This is a genomic window from Vibrio agarivorans (assembly GCF_030409635.1).
Classification (GTDB): Bacteria; Pseudomonadota; Gammaproteobacteria; order Enterobacterales; family Vibrionaceae; genus Vibrio; species Vibrio agarivorans.
In genome coordinates this window covers 1,858,212-1,876,978 of record NZ_JAUFQF010000004.1, presented here as the reverse complement: position 1 = coordinate 1,876,978, position 18,767 = coordinate 1,858,212, and the positions used below count along the sequence as shown (strand labels likewise).

Genomic DNA, 18,767 nt, shown 5'->3' with positions numbered 1-18,767 from the left:
GCTACTCGCCAGCATTAAGCATCGAGCCAAGCATGTTGACACACATCTGATAAGGCACACTGTCTTTCATACCCTGCTGTAGGTACTGATCAATCTTTGGTTTGATAGTGAAGGCACTGTCGATAGCCTGGTCGGTTCCCGGCTTATATGCGCCAATCGACACCAAGTCTTGGTTTTTACGGCATATTGCTAATACTTGGCGTACCGCTTTTGACATCAGCATATGTTGATCCGTCGTGATCTGTGGCATGACACGACTAACGGATTTCTCAACATCAATCGCCGGGTAATGCCCTGCATCCGCCATCTCTCGTGACAACACAATGTGACCATCAAGAATGGCGCGTGAAGCATCAGCTATCGGGTCTTGCAGATCGTCGCCTTCCGTCAAGACCGTAAAGAATGCGGTAATCGAGCCTTGGTTTTCATCACCATTACCCGCACGCTCAACCAGTGCGGGCAGTTTGGCAAACACTGATGGTGGATAACCCTTAGTCGCTGGTGGTTCACCGACGGACAGAGCAATTTCACGCTGCGCTTGTGCAAAACGAGTCAATGAATCCATCAACAGGAGAACATCAAGGCCTTGATCACGGAAATACTCGGCAATGGTCAGTGCGGTTTGACAACCTTTTAGACGCATTAGCGGTGACGCGTCAGCTGGCGCTGCCACGACCACAGCACGCTGTCGTCCCTCTGTGCCAAGGATCTCTTCAATAAACTCTTTTACTTCTCGGCCGCGCTCACCAATCAGGCCGACAACAACAACTTGAGCCGTCGTACCGCGTGTCATCATGCCAAGCGTGACAGACTTACCGACACCAGAACCAGCGAAAAGGCCAATACGTTGACCTTTACCTACCGTCAACAAGCCGTTAATCGCTTTGATGCCGACATCAAGCGGTTCAGAAATCGGTTTACGCGCCAGCGGGTTAATCGGCTCGGCATTGAACGAGGCACGTTTTTCCGTATAGATAGCACCTAAGCCATCAAGCGGATTTCCGACCCCGTCGATCACTCGCCCGAGTAGCTCCATGCCGACAGGAAGCCCTCCCTCAACCGTTAAGGGGGTGACTTTCGCACCAGGTAAGATACCTGTAATTTGCTCACTGGGCATCAGAAAGAGGCGATCGCCAGAAAAACCGACGACTTCCGCTTCCATCTCACCTTGCATCGTTTCAACGCTACACAAACTGCCAATAGGAGCGCGACATCCTGTGGCTTCAAGGGTTAAACCCACCACTCGAACCAACTTACCTGAGGCGACTGGGCGACTAGAAACGCCAGTGGTTTGATATTGTTGTAAACGGTCGTGAAGGGGTAACACTACTCACCACCCTGATGACGATTTACTGCACAAAATTTCTGCATGACACTTCGAACGCGCTCTTCCATACGGTAGTTAACACTCGACTCGCCAGCCGCAATTTGTACATCACCACGGTTTAAGGCCGGTTCCGCTACCAAGGTCCAATTGCGAAACTCTAACTCTTGTTGGCCATAAGCTGCTTGAATAATCGCCACATCTTCAGGGTTTAGCTGAAGTGTGATGGCATGACCAGAAATAGGTAAAACTTCGACAGACTCTTTGATCGTATCTAGGACCACTTGAGGGTTGGTTTGGACTTCAACATGGACTACTTCACGCGCAATCGCCAACACCATATCAACCAACTGCTTCTCGACCTGGCTGTTCATCAACTCAAGTGGCTGAGCAAATTGATTGGCGAGCGTCACAAAGTGCTGCACATTTTGCTGGATATACTCTTGTCCAGCAGCAACACCTTCAGCTTGACCGGTTTGCAGCCCCTCAGCATGGCCATCTGTCAAACCTTGCTCTTTGCCTTTGTCGTAGCCTTGCTTAAAGCCGGCTTCTTGGCCTTGTAGCAACCCTTCTTGATAGGCTGCCTGACGGATCGCTTCGATCTCTTCTTCTGTTAGTGCGACAGGCTCTTCTTCCTGTGGCTCTTCAAAATCAGGCATCCACCCAGGATCATAATTAAGGGCTGTCTCTTTGGCTTGCTTGTTCAGATGTGAACCATAATCAGGCAAACCCCACTTGGTCGGCTGGGCTTGCTGCTGCTCGTCTTCATCTAAGCGTAAAAAGCCACGCTTGCGTTCACCTGCCATGAAAAACCTCTAATTATAAGAACTCGTCAGCACCACCAGAAAGCATCAGCTCTCCGTTGTCTGCCATACGACGAGCAATTGCCAAGATCTCTTTTTGCGATGCTTCAACATCAGACACTTTCACCGGAGCCATTGCTTCTAGGTCATCACGCATCATATCCGCTGCACGCTTAGACATATTCTTGAAGATCTTCTCTTTCAGGCCATCATCAGCACCTTTAAGCGCACGCTGCAAGATGTCTTGTGGTACATCGCGAAGGAGTTTTTGGATACCCTGATCGTCGACTTCGATCAAGTTCTCGAACACAAACATCAAGTCTTGGATCTGAGTCGCCATGTCTTCGTCTTGATCGCGGATCTGATCCATCAAGATGCCTTCGACGTTGTTGTCCATGTAGTTCATGATTTCTGCCGCTGCCTTCAGGCCGCCAATCTTGGCAGCTTGTGCACCTGCTTGGCCAGCAAACTGTTTCTCCATGATTTCGTTAAGCTCGGCCAGTGCAGAAGGCTGCACCTCTTCGAGGTTGGCAATACGCATCATAAGATCTAATCGGTCGCGCTCTGCAAACTGAGATAATATCTCTGCCGATTGATCCGGCTCTAAATAAGACAAGACGATCGTTTGAATCTGCGGGTGCTCGTTGACGATGATACTCGCCACTTGGCGTGGATCCATCCATTTCAATGAGTCCAAACCTTTAGAGCCTGCACCAAGAAGAATCTGATCCACCAGGTTGTTGGCTTTGTCTTCACCTAACGCAGCCACCAAGGCATTACGCATGAACTCTTCACTGCCCATACCAATGTTGGTGTATTTCTGAATGTCTTCTAGAAACTGACGATGCACGGCGCTCACTTTTGCTTGGCTTAGCTCTGTGGCGCGCGCCATCGCGCTACTGACATGTTGAACTTGCTTAGGCTCTAGGTGACGAATGATACCCGCTGCGTCTTCTTCATTCAGGCTTAGCAGCAAAATCGCCGCCTTTTCTTCACCTGTCATTGTCGAAATATCAAACGTTGCGTTTGGGTCGGTGACTTCACCACCCTCTTGCTGTACTACCAGTTCGTTAGCCATTTTGCATCCAGTTCTTCACTACTTGCGCTGCAAGTTCAGGTTCATTCGCCACGAGTGCGCGAACCGCTTTCAACACATCTTCGTCTTTATGTAAGTTTGGCAGTTCAATCGACGAACCAAACTCAAACAATTCATTACTATCTATATCGCTGCTGATAAGGCTCGTTTCGCCATCGGCACCAATAGGTAGGCCATCTGGGCCATACAATTTGTCATCGTCTTCAGCGGTTGGATTAAGCAGTTTCTTCATCGCTGGGCGAACCAGCACCAAAACCACCACAATAATCACTAGCGCACTCGCAAACCAACGCACCCACTCATTGAAGTTAGGGTGATCCCAAATCGCGACATCGCCCATTGGTTCAAGCTCTTGAGCAGCAAACTGCATACTTAACACGTTGAGTAAGTCACCACGCATCTCGCTATAACCGATCGCTCCGACAAGAACCTGACGAATCGATTGCAGCTCGCTCTCCGTCAGCGGCATTTGAGTCATTTCACCTGTGTTCGGGTCTAGCGCAGCGCGATGATTGATGGCTACCGCGACCGTCTGACGATTGACAACACCAGTTTGGCGACGCTCATGGCTGATCGTTGTATCAAGCTCAAAATTACGTGTTGCTTCACGGTGAACTGATCCTTGGCCCAATACCGAGCCATCTTTCATCTGTGCTACGTCTTGAGGAATCGAGGCATCTGCCGGTGGTTGGTTGCTCAATGCACCCGGTACGCCTGCAACGACATTACCATTATTGTAATCTTCAAGTGTGTACTCGCTTCGCGTTGACGGCGTGTTCGGATCAAAGCGCTTACGCGTCTGCTCAATCGCGCTAAAGTCCAACTCAACATCAACCTGAGCGGTATAGTTACCTAAGCCCAAAATCGGAATAAGGACGGAGTCAATCTTCTCGCGAAGGGCTTGTTCTTGTTTACGCTCAAGCTCATGTTCTTTACGGCGTGCTGCTGATGCTGGATCTTGCGAACCCGAACTGAGCAGACGACCATGTTGATCCGTCACTGTAATGCGCGTTGGACGCATTCCTGGTACCGCACTCGAGACCATATCAACAATCGAGTCAACTTCTTCTTGCTTGAGGTTAGCGCCCGTTCTCAAGGTCAAAAATACCGAGGCAGACGCTTCTTGGTTATGACGAACAAACACGCTCTGTTTAGGCAACGCCAACAGTACTCGTGCCTTACGCACTTGTGTCATCGCCTCAATCGCAAGCGCAAGTTGGCGCTCACGGCTGAGCTTTAAGCGCTCTTGCTCAAGACGTTGAGAAACACCAAAACCCATGTCTTGCATCAGAATATCGTCGCCAGCGTGGCTTTGATTGTTCAGCCCTGCACGAACCATGTTCAGCTTAAGGCTGTTGTAATCTGAGGTCGGCACCAAGATGGTGTTGCCTTCGAGCTTATAATTCTGTTTTTGCTGGTCGAGGTAATCCAGAACAGGAATCAGTTCGTCGGTTTCATATGACGCCAATGGACGCATTTCTGGCTCTTTAACCCAGAAAAAAAGCATCACGATCAGTGCGACACAGATAGAGATAGAAAGCACAAGGACGACTTGCCTTAACAGGTCTAAGTCACCAATAGCCATATCAAATTTGGAGGACGCCTTCTCTTCTACATCTGGGTTTTGTGCATCAACGTCAAGGTCAGATGCACTGATTACCCCAGTAGAACCAGGCTCGGACACGGTAAGGTCCGTAGATTGATTTGGGTCTGCCACGCTTATTTCCTACTACATTAAACAGGCATGTTCATCAATTCTTTGTACGACTCAACGAGCTTGTTACGTACTTGAATCGTCGCATCAAAAGCTACGCTCGATTTATTACGAGCGATCATAACGTCAGACAATGACACATTTTCGTCACCGCGATCGAAACGCGTCTGCAAATCGCTGGATGCGCCTTGCAACTGATTTACGTTGTTGATTGCTTTGGTCAGCATATCACCAAAATCGGCACCGACTTGCTGCCCTGTTTTTGTTGGAGAAACACCTGTCGCCTCAGCGCGCATGATGCTCATTTCGCTATGAAAGCTATCAACTTGCATTTAAACCTCGAATGCCAATTGTTTGACGTTATTAATTCTATTATCGGTTAATTAAGCAACAAGCGTGCCATTAACTTAGTTTGGTATATCGATACCTGCATCGCGCATTTTAGCCAGTTTATAGCGCAGTGTGCGTGGGCTAATACCTAACTTCTCTGCCATCTCTTTGCGGCGACCATCACACTCCTGCATGGTTTGCAAAATGATAGCAAATTCCTGATCACGTAGCTCTCCACCTAAACTAGTGCCAGCTGCAGCCTCAGCCAGGGGACTTTGTGGCTCTGCAACCGGAGATACCGTTGGCGCGACCTGCCCTGATTCAACCACACTCTGCAAACTATTCGCGTCTTGCCAGTCAATGCCTTCGAGTAATATATGGTCGTCACTAATTGCGCCATTATCACTCAAAATCAGCGCGCGTTGGACAACGTTATCCAGCTCACGCACATTACCAGGCCATGTGTAGGCCACCAATTTGTCCAGCGCAGAGGATGAAATCGTCGGAACCGCCATGCCCAGTTTTTGACAGTGGCGCTCAACCAAGTGTTTCGTCAGGGGAGCAATATCACCCGCACGCTCAGCCAATGGAGGCCAAGCAATTGGAAAGACGTTCAAGCGGTAATATAAGTCTTCACGGAAGTTGCCTTCTTGAACATACTGCTTTAAATCGCGATTACTGGTCGCTAAAACACGTACATCTAACTTGATGCTCTTGCGGCTACCCAAGCGCTCCACTTCACGCTCTTGTAATACACGCAATAGCTTGGCTTGTAGGTTTAAATCCATCTCACTGATTTCATCCAGCAAAATAGTCCCACCTTGTGCCTGCTCAAACTTACCCGGACATGCCTGAACAGCACCCGTAAACGCACCTTTTTCATAACCGAATAAGGTCGCCTCTAGCATATTGTCTGGTATCGCCGCACAGTTAATCGCGACGAACGGGCCCGACTTGCGATTTGAAGCATTGTGAATGTACCGCGACATTACCTCTTTACCAGAACCACTCGGGCCAAGCACCATCACGTTTGCATCGGTTTTCGCGACCTTATCAGCCAAGGCAAGGAGCTTGAGACTTTTGGCATCAGCAACAACGGCATCACCGTTGTCATCAGATTTGACCGGGGCATAACGACTCACCATGTTCAATAGCACTTCAGGGGCAAACGGCTTAGCCATATAATCAATTGCGCCGTCTTTCATGGCTGAAACCGCATCCTCGATATTGGCGTATGCCGTCATCAACAATACCGGTAAGTTTGGCCAATGGGTCTTAATATTTCTTAGCAGCGCTAAACCGCCCATACCCGCCATTTGCACATCAGAAACAACAATATCAACTTGGTTTGCTTTAAGCTTCACCAACGCCTCTTCTGCGCTGTCAGCCTCTAACCACTCATAGCCAGCAAGCGCAAGAGTGTCGACCAGTGCTTCTCTTAAACCCTCGTCATCCTCTACGATCAGGACTTTACTCTGTGCCATTAGTTCTCTCCATTGTTGATATTTTGCTGCTCAACCTGAGCGGCTTGGCTTGGTAAACACACCGTAAAGCATGCCCCATCACCTAATTCTGAAATAAGTTCCAAACGCCCTTTGTGGGCACGGCATACCATCTGTACGACAGCTAAGCCAAGCCCTGTTCCTTGTGAGCGGGTGGTAAAGAAAGGTTCCATGATTTTACCTTGTAACTCTTTCTCAATACCCGGTCCATTATCTTGTACGGAAATGCGTACTTCATCATTAACCGCACGCAAGTAAACATCGATTTGGCTCTGTTTGCCCGCATTTTGTATCGCATTCATCACCAGGTTACTTAGTGCTGAAGCTACTGCGTTAACATTACCAAGTAAGACAACGTTTTCGTCCTCTATCTCTACATGGTAGTCAATCTGATTGCCTTTTATTGCAGCTTCCACCATTGGGTTAAGCTCATTTGCTAAGTTTTCAACCGTGAAAGGCTTAATCACTTTATTGTCGCCACCTTTGGCAAACAACAGCATATCGTTAACCTGCTTCTCGAGGTCATGCAGACGATCCATCAGTTTCGTTTGAAAACGTTCTTTGGTGGCCGGAGCTAGGTTAGGCGCCGATAAATTGGACGCATAAAGCATTGCACTCGACAGAGGCGTGCGCACTTGATGCGCTAGAGACGCAACCATGCGGCCAAGGGACGACAAACGCTGCAAATCACTCACGCGAGACTGCAGTAGTCGTGTTTCTGTCAAATCGGTAATCAGGATAAGTTGGCCTGTGTTTGAAGCGGAGATGGCTAGGCGCACCTTGCGGCCATTGCGCAAAGAGATCTCATGCCCGTCATCTTCCTGGGGGGCGAAAGCGGTCTGAATAACATTAAACCAACGCTCACCGACCAAAGGGACAGCAAGCAGTCGGATCGCTTCTGGGTTGGCTTCACGTACCACGCCATGTGTATCCAGCAGGATCACTCCTGCAGGCATAACATCGAGCACCTGTTTGTATCGCTCAACTTGTGACTCTAAAGTATCAAGGTGAGATTGATGTTGTGATGAGTCGGACGATTGCATGTCAATTTGTTGCCATAAAATAGAACAAAAGCCTGAAGTGCTTGGCGCATTTCAGGCATTTGTATGTGATTACAATGTGTTACCTTGATGACGTTTTTCTGACATGTGCCTAGCGCTGCATGTTGTACTTACGCATCTTCTCTACCAAGGTCGTTCGACGCATACCGAGCATATCCGCTGCTCTCGCCACTACCCCACCTTGTGCATCCAGTGCTTGGCTGATCATATTGACTTCTAAATCTGCCAGCATCTCTTTTAGGTTTATCCCCTCTTCAGGCAGCGACTGCGGCCCTTGAGAGTTCGTCGATAATGGCTCAGGCTCTTCAAAACTGAACTCTTCAGAGAAAATATTCGCCAACGCATCACGCTCTTGCTCTTCTAGTGTCGCGTCTTCTTGCATCTCTGGTTGGAACTCAGGAATGTCAGAGTAACGATACTTCGTCGGCAAGTGATTCACATCAACCAAGCTGTTTGGATACAAAATCACCATACGTTCGATCAAATTGGCGAGCTCGCGCACGTTACCCGGCCAATGGTGCTCCATCAAGGAGTTAATTGCACGTGGGGTGAAACAGATAGGCTGTCCACCTTCGGCTTCCATACGAGTCATCAGCTCTTGCAGTAACAAAGGAATGTCAGGGCGGCGCTCACGCAGTGCAGGCATCTCGATTGGGAAGACGTTTAAGCGATAGTATAAGACTTCGCGGAAGTCACCTTTCTCAATCATCTGCTCAAGGTTACGGTGTGTAGCGGCAATAACACGGACATTGGCTTGAATCGTCGTATTACCACCCACTCGCTCAAAGCAACGCTCTTGCAAAACACGTAGCAGTTTTACTTGCATAGACATTGGCATATCGCCAATCTCATCAAGGAAAATAGTTCCGCCTTCCGCCAGCTCAAATCGACCTTTGCGCGCGGTGAGTGCGCCAGTAAATGCACCTTTCTCATGACCAAACAACTCACTCTCAAGCAGTTCAGCCGGAATCGCACCACAGTTAATCGGTACAAATGGGCCTGAACGACGAGGCGAATGATAATGAACATTACGTGCCACGACTTCTTTACCGGTACCGGATTCACCGAGGATCATCACACTGGCTTCAGTACCAGAGACTTGCTCAATCATATGGCGAACTTGTTGGATGCCAGAACTCTGCCCCACCAAGCTACGAAATAAAGTGTTTTTTCTCGACGATGAAGGAATTTGTACACCTTTACGACCCAAAAACTCTTTACAGTGGCGCAATGCTTCACTGAGTTGAGGGTAATTTAGTGGATACTCAAGCTCACCGACAAATTGGGTAAAGTTTTCTACCGCGTACGGGTGCTTGCCGGCCACCAATAGTGGGACATGATTTGCATTAACTAAGCGCTCTCGAAGCACCGCTTGCAGTTGATTACCTGCAAGCGTGCCTAAGACGCACGCAGTCCAAGATTCAGACCAGTCAATAGATTCGATCTGTGCAGAACCAATGGTATGACAGGATTCGCCAACAAACTCAAAAATGTTACTCAGATTGCTACGCAATTGCGCATCGTCCTCAATCACGAGTATTTTTAATAAACCTTGCATAGGTAAATTGATTGCCTTCAAAACAGTTGGACTGACTTTATATAATAGTATTGAGCTTTAAAACGTCGTTAGACAATGAGGTTCATATCCAACGAAACTGAAATTACGCTCTGATTTTTGTTTAAGTCAGCTTGGGACTCATCAATAAATTCAATTCTTAGAATTGCTTACATCAATGTGTCGATGTTGTGTCTTTACATTTTTTTAGACACTGAAACCACCATTTTATTTGAATTAAAAAATAAGGCAACTAAGGGAGCGCGGGATGTGACCTTTATAGGAGAATTTGTAAAGAAGGGATGGTTATTAAAGCAGCAGATAAAGGCATTGCATAAGCAGGCATTGGTATAAAAACCAACGCCAACTCATAGAGATAGGTAAAGTTAAATACCAATGTCTGCTGCGGTAAGGTTGTGGTACTCAGCAGGGATCTGATCCCATGCCGATTTAATTTCACGTAGGATTTCGACTACATCATCAATCGGTTGAGGGTCGTTACTAATATTTGCCGATGAAATTTGGTTAATCATAAAATCATACAATTGGTCCAAATTCTGGGCAATATCGCCACCGTCGTTCATCGATAAGCAAGAACGTAAGCTAATAATAATATCCAGCGCTTTACCAAAACGTTCGCCTTTTACCGAAACGTTGCCCTGTAGCATTGCCGCCTTTCCTTGAATAAGACGCTCGACAGCACCAGCCATCAACATTTGCACAATTTTGTGTGGTGATGCTGCACTTAACTGACTGTCTACTGATACTTTTTTGTATGCCTGTAACGAACCGCGCATGGTTAACCTCTTTTATAAAAACCTTTTATACTGCTGAACTGATTTGACACCTTTACGGTATTTGCTCAACGCTTGGCCTGCGGCAAGGGTTTCGCTTTGCATCTTTTCAACCAGTCTTTTTGTCTGGGCAACTAAAGCTAACCACTGTGGGTCTTGGGCTAGGCTAGGCTGCTGTTTTATGTCAGACAATGCGTTATCAATCTTTCTTTTTCTTGTATCGACCAAAGAGTGAAATTCTTCAGTATTTAATTGGTCACTTTGCAGTAGAACCGAAATTTTATGATCAAGCTCATGAATATCTTGGTATCGACTCATTTATTGCTACCCCAACACATTCATCATGCCAGAGAGTTGCGCTTGCATATTGCTCGTCGCATCTTGCATCGCTGCAAAGCGATCGTGAGTACGCTTCTCTAAACTCTCCATGCGGCGATCAAGTGCCGCTTGGTCATCTCGCAGACGATAGTTACGCTCGACAATCCCCTGCTCTCGGGTTCGAATTGAACCTGTAGGGCCGGTAAAGTTGCCAATGGCGTCTTCTACACGTCGCGCAAAACCATCATTACCGCCAAAGAAGTCTTCCAGATTATGGAAGTTTTCATCTAGCTGACGGTTCAAGGTTTGATAGTTTATCTCTAAATTACCCTGCCTTGTTGTGGTCACACCAAACGAGCTCAATGTGTTCATATTGGAAGGCGCACCTTCGACCGGTGTCGTGAATACACTCTTTAAACGACTTTCCGCGCTACGAACTAAACTGTCGCCCGCCAATGGACCGGCACGCCCAGTCAAAGGGTCTACCCCTGAAAGGTCTTTACTCACCACATAAAAGTGATTGTAAGCCTGAACAAATTGCTCTATCTGATCACGAACTCGCGCTCGGTCATACTCGACGCTTACTTCTGCTGGGCGCTCATTCGGGTCTGAGGTGTTAAGCAACGTGAGATCAACACCTTGAATCGCGTTTTCAATCACATTGTTATCACTACTCACCTGAGCAATACCATCAAGTAGCACTTTTGAGTCTTGAGCGACTTCTACTTGTGTCATACCGTTATACGCATCAAACGACGACTGTGCGGCAGCAAGATCGGCATTGACCTGATCGATTTTCTCAAGTTGTGCGCGCTCTTCATCTGTCAGCTTTGCCCGCTCAGCTTGTTTCGCCTCCTCCTGTGTCATCTCTCCGCTAGAGACTGCTTTAGCAATGGCTGCATGTTCCGCTGCAAGCTTTTTATCTAGCTTCTCCTGCGCTTCCGCAGGTGTGACGTAAGAGTCTGTCAATGTGCCCGATGCCGTGTTACTCCAGCCTGGGACTTCTCCCGATTTCGCGCGCGCTTTTTCGTCTAATTCAGGCTCGGGTTCATAGTACGAATCCAATAAGGTCCCTGACGCGGTTTCAGACCATCCCGGTATTCTATCCTGTGGACGCTGATAAGACGCGGCTTGCTCGGTTGCATTGACTGCGGCGACGGCTGCACTATCGTCAGCACCATTGTTTTTAACAACATTTTGTTCAGACTGGGCCGCTGCTTGAGCTTCTTCAACAATTTTCTCATCGACGGTTTTAGCTGCATCAATTAAGGTGTCTGCCACCTTTTGTGCGGCTAGCTTTTGTGCGGGATCCAAAGGGCTGATAAGCTCTTGAGCCGCGGCACGTGCCTGTTCAAGATCTTTAACCCGTTGCTCTAAGGATTTGTATTCCAGCTGTTTGAGACTGCTTGCAGGCTCATCCGACTGAACTATGATCGATATGGCGTTCTTCTCTCCCGTTTGTTCGGAAGCGAGAATTAAACGAGGCCCTTCGACATCGTTAATGACAGAGGCACGAACCCCAGGGTTCGCTTTTTCCTCATTAATGCCACGAACGATGTCGTTGAGCTTACTGTTTTGTTTAACGTCTAACGTAAAACTGCGGCTACCCAGCTTGATTTGCAGCTTGCCCGCGTCAAATTTCTCATCTTCAGCGAGAACGCCTGAAGCGAGCTTATGACTCTGAGCAAGCTGCAACACATCAACAGAGTATCGTCCTGCGATGGCTTCCGTCGTAGCGGTTGCCGACACTGTGCTGTCGTCTGTTGTATCAACAGCGCGAGCAGCAAACGCTTTTTCGTGACGAAAGTCAGCCATGAGATACTTCATCGTATCCAGCGACTCTTTGAGTCGACCATAAGAACTGATACTGGTTTCGTTGTCAGCGCGTTCGTTGTCGATACGTTGCTGTTTAGGCACACGCTCGGCATCAACCATCTTGCTGACCATGGAGTTAATATCCATGCCAGTATTCATCCCCATTGGGCCTAAACTCATTTCACCACCTCAAAAAACCTAGACTTTATCAATCAACAACCCGGTGCTTTGTCCACTGGACTGCTGACGTAGACGTCTTAGAACCTCTAACAGCTCTTCATCGGGTATCTGACGGATCAGCTCACCTGTATCCACATCGAAAATCGAAACCACTTCACGTCCAGCATCTTCGTCTTTTTTAAACACGATGCTTTTGTTCATGGATGAGATAAACTCATTCAACTGTTCGACGACTTTCTCGCGTTCTTGCTCATCGAGCTGCTTACGTTCAAAAGCGATTTGATACGCTTTATTGGTAGCTTGAACGCTTCGTTCATTTACCGCGACGCTATTATCGCTCACTTTGTGAGCGGCAACCTGTGTCGGACCTTGGTCTTTTAAAGCAATTTTAATGCCACATTGAGAGCCGTAAGGATGGGTTGCTGATGTGTTGGAAGAATATTCCATATCACCTACCCCCGTCCTGTACATTAGCCTCCAACGCGTCCTACGTCAGAGCTCTCAATAAGCTTCAAACGAAACCTATCGATAACCTTACAGCAGGCTTAGTGCCGCAGATGGTGTCTGCTTAGCTTGTGCCAAAATAGAGGTACTCGCTTGTTGCAGGATCTGAGCCTTAGTCATTGCTGTTGTTTCCTTCGCGTAATCCGTGTCTTGGATACGGCTACGTGAAGCATTAACGTTCTCGTTAATGTTGTCTAGGTTATTGATTGTGTGGTTAAAACGGTTTTGAACTGCACCTAGCTCTGCACGTTGGCTATCCACTGCTTTCAAAGCGCCATCAATAACGTTCACTGCTTGCTGAGAGCCTGCAACTGAAGTGATATCAATGTCGTTTACCGTTTTGTCAACGCCTGCACCAATCGTCAGGTCAGTTGCCAAACCACCAGCGATAGTCACTGTACCTTGGTCTACAGCCGTATTCGCAGCAAATAGTTGAAGCGTATTATCTTCACCTACCGATGCTTTTACGTCATTACTTTGGCCGTTGATGTACGTCGCTACCTGCTCGATATCATCACCTTCTTTAACATCAATCGATAGTGATTGAACTACGCCAGAGCTATCGGTGTAGTCTAAAGTCAGGTCTGTGTTACCCGCAGTTGCCACCCAATCATCCGCTTGCGCTGCTGCTGTATAAGCTTTACCGCCCATTTCAGCCGTATCAGAACGCATGTTACCCATGCTCATGATTACCGCTTCACCAGAAGCCGCACCGATTTGGAATGATTGCTGACCGTAAGTGCCATTCAATAGTTTATTACCACCGAACGAAGTCGTTTCTGCGATACGGTTAAGCTCATTGTTAAGAGCCGTTACTTCCTCTTGCATCGCTACACGCTCTGCTTTTGAGTTAGAACCGTTCGCTGATTGAAGTGAAAGGTCACGCATACGTTGAAGGATGTTTGTAGACTCTTGCATTGCACCTTCTGCTGTCTGTGCAATAGAAATACCATCATTCGCGTTACGCACTGCCACGTCCAAACCACGACTTTGCGAAGTTAAGCGATTCGAAATCTGTAGACCCGCTGCGTCATCTTTTGCGCTATTGATTTTGTAGCCAGATGACAAACGTTCCATTGATTTATTAACATCGCTTGCCGCATTGTTCAGGTTACGCTGTGCCGTCATAGCAGCAACGTTAGTATTTACGTTAATTGCCATAGTCGATCTCCTTAAGGCATTTAGGTTTATGCGCCGTCGTGTCTCTCACCTCACTAAGACGCATATCATTTCTCTCAATCTTTTAACGGCGGCTATAAGGAGAGCTTTAGGGTAATTTTCGACTTTTTATCAAATATTTGGGGTTACGGGGGTGGATGGCGGAATGTTGAGCGGATTTGGAAGGGAGGTAAGGAAAAATGGAGGAGGAAGGAGAATACAGAGGGTTTACTTTAACTTGGGTAAAGAGTTTAAAATAGTTGTGCGCATGTTCAGAGGGTCTGGATAGCTCAACATGGTGATCCTTCAACCTTCTACCTCCTTCCTGCTCTCCAAAAACAAAAAATCCAGCCGAGGCTGGATTTTTCAGTCAAACCGAGTGCGATTAACCTAGTAGGCTTAGCGCTGAGTTTGGTGCTTGCTTCGCTTGAGCAAGGATAGAACTTGAAGCTTGAGACAGAATCTGAGACTTAGTCATCGCTGTTGTTTCTTTAGCGAAGTCAGTGTCTTTGATTCGGCTCTTCGACGCGTTCACGTTCTCGTTAATGTTGTCTAGGTTGTTGATTGTGTGGTTAAAACGGTTTTGAATCGCACCTAGCTCAGCACGGTGGCTGTCTACGTATTTTAGTGCTGAATCGATGATAGCAACCGCTTCTTGTGAACCACCAACAGACGTTACGTCGATATCGTTAACTGTCACTGCAGCGCCCGCACCCATTGCTAGGTCAGTTTGTAGTGAACCACCAAAAGTCAGTGCTGTACCTGTATCGACTTTGTTCTCACCTGCGTAAATCTGTAGAGCACCATCTTCGTCAACGTTCGCTTGAACCACGTCAGTCTGACCATTGATGTAAGTCGCTAGCTGCTCGATATCATCGCCTTCTTTCGCGTTGATAGTAATTGTTTGAGCATTACCATCTAGGTCATTATAACCAATCGTCAAGTCAGCACCGGCGCCTACCGCCCAGTCACCATTTTGAGCGTTAGCCGCTACGTGCGCTAAACCACCCATGTTACCGTTGTCAGAGCGAAGGTCTTTCAGCTCCATGATTACTGCTTCACCAGAGTCCGCACCGATTTGGAAAGACTGCTCACCGTATGTACCGTTAATCAGTTTTTGGCCACCGAAAGAAGTTGTTTCTGCGATACGGTTTAGTTCGTTGTTTAGTGCCGTCACTTCTTCTTGGATTGCAACACGGTCAGCTTTAGAGTTTGAACCGTTTGAAGATTGTAGAGACAAGTCACGCATACGTTGTAGGATGTTTGTTGTCTCGTTCATTGCACCTTCAGCAGTCTGTGCAATAGAGATACCGTCGTTTGCGTTACGTACTGCAACATCTAGACCGCGGCTTTGTACGTTCAAGCGGTTAGAGATTTGTAGACCCGCTGCGTCATCTTTAGCGCTATTGATTTTGTTGCCAGAAGATAGGCGTTCCATCGATGTTTGTTGCGCTGAGTTTGCATTGTTAAGGTGACGCTGAGCTGTCATTGCTGCTACGTTAGTATTTACATTCACTGCCATGGTGATTTCTCCAATTGATTTTCCGATAGTTCCGGTTTCCGACGTCTCGGAAAACCAAGTAGTTCTCTCAAAGTTAATTTCTTAACGGCGCACTCTGAGAATCCTTTAGAAAAAAAATCACTTTTTTTTGAAAAACTTTCCTTTCGAGTAGAAAAGCATCACTTAGCGTTAATATCGCGTTTTTTCTCGAATTTTCGCTAAAGTATCAATTTGACTGGTCGATATATTGCGCCGCTTGTATATAGGCGCAATTATCCATTAAGAAGTGTTAGGGCAATATCTGGTTGACGCTTGGCCTGAGCTAAAATACTCGCGCTGACTTGTTGAAGAATTTGCTGCTTCACCATTTGCGCACTCTCTTTAGCAAAGTCGGTATCTTTTATTCGACTCTTGGAGGCGGCTAAGTTCTCATGAACATTATCAAGATTATTGATCGCGTGGCCAAAGCGGTTCTGCAGCGCGCCAAGTTCAGCGCGGTGACTATCGACATATTGTAAGGCGGTATCCAGCACCGAAATTGCCTGCTGCGCCCCTCCAACGGTTCCGACATCAAGATCATTAACCGACTGATAGCCCGTTGTTGCCATATTCAGTTCATTCGCAAGGCCGCCAGAGAAGGTTATTGTCCCGGACGTCTCCTTACCGGCCATAAAGAGCTGCAGCTGGCCGTTTTCGTCCACCGATGCCGATATCTTGTCAGTTTGGCCATTGATATAAGTGGCGACCTGCTCTATGTCATCACCGACTTTAGCGTCTATATTGACGGACTGAGCATTTCCCTCTGCATCAAGATACAGCATGACCAATTGTTCATTACCTGCACTCACCGACCAATTGCTGTCTTTCGGAGTTTGGGCAGAATAGGCAAAGCCTCCCATACTCAGCGAGTCAGTACGCATCGACAGAATCGAAACTCCCACCGCTTCGCCGCTCGCCGCACCAATTTGAAATGCGGAGTGACCAAACGAGCCGTTCAGTAGCTTTCGCCCACCAAAAGACGTGGTTTCTGCGATGCGATTTAACTCATCATTGAGCTGTGTGACTTCTTCTTGGATGGCTTGGCGATCTGCTGCCGAGTTAGCGCCGTTCGCCGCCTGCAGAGACAAGTCACGCATTCTTTGCATAATGCTCGTACTCTCCTGCATTGCGCCTTCGGCGGTTTGCATGATGGAAATACCGTCATTCGCGTTGCGTACGGCGACATCTAAACCACGCATTTGTGACTCGATGCGATTGGATATCTGCAGACCGGCTGCGTCATCTTTAGCACTATTAATACGACTCCCTGAAGCCAATCGCTCCATAGATTGATTGAGCTGGTGCGTCGCATTGGCCATATGCCTTTGCGCCGTCATTGCTGCAATGTTCGTATTCACTGTGATGGCCATACTACCCAACTGATGCTGTCGTAATAAATAAAGATTCCCAATTTGTTATCGGCGTGATTATTGAAGACTTTAATAAAAAAACCGAGCACTTGGCTCGGTTCGTCGATCTGGACTGCGTTACAACAAACGGGTTATTTTATGTTGATGGCTTGCAGCATCTCTTGGCTTGGTGCAAAGAAGTAAGCACCGGTTACTGCGTGAGTAAAGCGCAGCAGTTGATCGGTCTTGCCATCAGTCACGCCATACATACTCTCAAGCATTGCTTTGAAGTTATGCAGCGTGTGACAGTATGCGATAAACAGTAACCCATGGTCGCCACTTACTGTACCGTAAGGTAGGCTATGACGAACAATTTTCAGGCCTTTGCCTTCTTCTTTGATATCTACACGACCAACGTGAGAAGCCGCAGGCACATCATCAAGCTCAATAGAGTCAGGTTTAGTGCGGCCAACGACCTTCTCTTGCGCAGACACATTCAGACGGTTCCAAGCTGGAAGGTTATGTATAAACCGTTGCAGCATGACATAGCTACCACCAGCAAACTCACCATCCGCAATCACAGCAACCTCACGACGCTGTTCACCCTCTGGGTTTTCAGTACCATCAACGAAGTCTGTCATATCGCGAGAATCTAGGTAACGAAAACCGACGGTCTCATCCACAATCGTCACCGACGCTTCTACAGCAGACATGAACTTACGCAGCACATAGAAGTGCAAATCAGGGCGCTGAGAATGACAGTGAATCAATACATCAACATCTGATGCGGGCGCCGTTACTTCGCCTTCGCCAAGCGGCGCAAATGGCTCAAGCTCTGATGGCATCGCCACATCGAGTTTTGACCAAAACTGGTGCGTGAATGATATCGAGAGTGTCAAGTTAGCACCTGGCTGATTTGAGTTAATCTCTTCAACCAACGCAGGTAGCGCTTTTAGTTCTGCAAGCACATGTGCCTCATCGGCATTTACTTTTAGTAGTGTGTATTGAGCAAATGGTTCCGCTTCTGGAAGAATTGCAGTTTGAACAACAGACATGTTTATTCCTTAATTTTCAAGCTAGGCTGATTCTCTCAACCCATAATCTATCTATACCCCAAGACTCTGCTTGAGAGTGTTCGGCTATAGAGTCATTCCATTTTTTTAGTGCTTACTTGACTGTGCATTAACTCGATCACTTTCGTAACCGTTACGCTTTAAGCAGTCGACGACCGTTTTACTTTTCATGACATAGAGCCCGAACCAGAGCATGATAACGAGCGTCACCCCATGAGACCAGCTGAAGACACCACGCTCTAAAACGATATGGTAGCCCGTCTGTGCTGACTGTATCAAAATCATCAAAAAGGTAACAGGCTTTGCCACACTAACAATACGGTTTATTGTCTTGCGTTCTTGATTACGCAGCGCAATAAGCCACATAAACACTAACGAGGGCAACCCAAGTAACATACCCACTTTCAGCATATGGCTGTCAGGATAAACCCACTCCAAAATCTTAGCCCCGTCTTCACGACTCGCTCCAGCGACAATAAAAACCAACCAAGCTCTTGCTAGAAAAAGCCAACCAAGCATCAAAAGGATTGGTGCTTTTAGAAAACCGTGGTCAGTATATTGGTCCATGGGATATCGCAAATTCGTGTCCTTTCTCATTGGTTTCATACAGAGGCGGCGGTATTATGTCATCAAATACCCTAGCCCGTTACT

Annotated in this window: 17 protein-coding genes; all 17 read right to left on the bottom strand. The window is 47.4% G+C overall.

Features of this window, described 5'->3' with window-relative positions; genetic code table 11:
- Position 1 precedes the first annotated feature (1 nt).
- On the bottom strand, positions 2–1,327 hold the full coding sequence (fliI, locus tag QWZ05_RS17225; protein ID WP_264876989.1) for a flagellar protein export ATPase FliI: 1,326 nt from the start codon (positions 1,325–1,327) through the stop codon (positions 2–4).
- Positions 1,327–2,130, bottom strand: coding sequence for a flagellar assembly protein FliH (gene fliH / locus QWZ05_RS17220; protein WP_289960826.1), 804 nt, complete (start codon positions 2,128–2,130; stop codon positions 1,327–1,329). Before fliH ends, fliI begins: the two co-directional genes overlap by 1 nt.
- Before the next feature lie 13 nt (positions 2,131–2,143).
- Positions 2,144–3,205 carry a flagellar motor switch protein FliG gene (gene fliG / locus QWZ05_RS17215; protein ID WP_264876987.1) on the bottom strand — a complete coding sequence of 354 codons (1,062 nt, stop codon included), beginning with the start codon at positions 3,203–3,205 and terminating at the stop codon, positions 2,144–2,146.
- Complete coding sequence (gene fliF, locus QWZ05_RS17210) at positions 3,198–4,940, bottom strand: flagellar basal-body MS-ring/collar protein FliF (RefSeq protein ID WP_290299659.1); 1,743 nt, start codon at positions 4,938–4,940, stop codon at positions 3,198–3,200. Before fliF ends, fliG begins: the two co-directional genes overlap by 8 nt.
- A 17-nt stretch (positions 4,941–4,957) precedes the next feature.
- Positions 4,958–5,269 (bottom strand): flagellar hook-basal body complex protein FliE, encoded by a 312-nt coding sequence (gene fliE, locus QWZ05_RS17205; protein WP_264876985.1) that lies wholly within the window; start codon positions 5,267–5,269, stop codon positions 4,958–4,960.
- 75 nt (positions 5,270–5,344) lie between these two features.
- The gene (locus QWZ05_RS17200) at positions 5,345–6,751 is read right to left on the bottom strand and encodes a sigma-54-dependent transcriptional regulator (RefSeq protein ID WP_290299657.1); all 1,407 of its coding nucleotides are present in this window, start codon (positions 6,749–6,751) and stop codon (positions 5,345–5,347) included.
- Positions 6,751–7,812 (bottom strand): sensor histidine kinase, encoded by a 1,062-nt coding sequence (locus tag QWZ05_RS17195; RefSeq protein WP_264876983.1) that lies wholly within the window; start codon positions 7,810–7,812, stop codon positions 6,751–6,753. Before QWZ05_RS17195 ends, QWZ05_RS17200 begins: the two co-directional genes overlap by 1 nt.
- A gap of 109 nt (positions 7,813–7,921) precedes the next feature.
- Positions 7,922–9,388 (bottom strand): sigma-54 dependent transcriptional regulator, encoded by a 1,467-nt coding sequence (locus QWZ05_RS17190; RefSeq protein WP_290299653.1) that lies wholly within the window; start codon positions 9,386–9,388, stop codon positions 7,922–7,924.
- A 383-nt stretch (positions 9,389–9,771) separates the two neighbouring features.
- Positions 9,772–10,182 carry a flagellar export chaperone FliS gene (fliS, locus tag QWZ05_RS17185; protein ID WP_264876981.1) on the bottom strand — a complete coding sequence of 137 codons (411 nt, stop codon included), beginning with the start codon at positions 10,180–10,182 and terminating at the stop codon, positions 9,772–9,774.
- Between the two features lie 12 nt (positions 10,183–10,194).
- Positions 10,195–10,497 carry a flagellar protein FliT gene (locus QWZ05_RS17180; protein WP_264876980.1) on the bottom strand — a complete coding sequence of 101 codons (303 nt, stop codon included), beginning with the start codon at positions 10,495–10,497 and terminating at the stop codon, positions 10,195–10,197.
- A 6-nt stretch (positions 10,498–10,503) separates the two neighbouring features.
- Positions 10,504–12,492, bottom strand: a complete 1,989-nt coding sequence (fliD, locus tag QWZ05_RS17175; RefSeq protein ID WP_290299650.1) for a flagellar filament capping protein FliD — start codon at positions 12,490–12,492, stop codon at positions 10,504–10,506.
- A gap of 18 nt (positions 12,493–12,510) precedes the next feature.
- Positions 12,511–12,939, bottom strand: a complete 429-nt coding sequence (locus QWZ05_RS17170) for a flagellar protein FlaG (protein WP_290299648.1) — start codon at positions 12,937–12,939, stop codon at positions 12,511–12,513.
- Positions 12,940–13,026: 87 nt separating this feature from the next.
- Positions 13,027–14,157, bottom strand: coding sequence for a flagellin (locus QWZ05_RS17165; RefSeq protein ID WP_290299646.1), 1,131 nt, complete (start codon positions 14,155–14,157; stop codon positions 13,027–13,029).
- Between the two features lie 382 nt (positions 14,158–14,539).
- On the bottom strand, positions 14,540–15,676 hold the full coding sequence (locus QWZ05_RS17160) for a flagellin (RefSeq protein WP_290299643.1): 1,137 nt from the start codon (positions 15,674–15,676) through the stop codon (positions 14,540–14,542).
- A gap of 251 nt (positions 15,677–15,927) precedes the next feature.
- The gene (locus tag QWZ05_RS17155; RefSeq protein ID WP_290299641.1) at positions 15,928–17,064 is read right to left on the bottom strand and encodes a flagellin; all 1,137 of its coding nucleotides are present in this window, start codon (positions 17,062–17,064) and stop codon (positions 15,928–15,930) included.
- Between the two features lie 131 nt (positions 17,065–17,195).
- Positions 17,196–18,098 carry a Dyp-type peroxidase gene (locus QWZ05_RS17150; RefSeq protein WP_264876974.1) on the bottom strand — a complete coding sequence of 301 codons (903 nt, stop codon included), beginning with the start codon at positions 18,096–18,098 and terminating at the stop codon, positions 17,196–17,198.
- 105 nt (positions 18,099–18,203) lie between these two features.
- Positions 18,204–18,683, bottom strand: coding sequence for a DUF2919 domain-containing protein (locus QWZ05_RS17145; protein WP_264876973.1), 480 nt, complete (start codon positions 18,681–18,683; stop codon positions 18,204–18,206).
- Between the last annotated feature and the right edge of the window lie 84 nt (positions 18,684–18,767).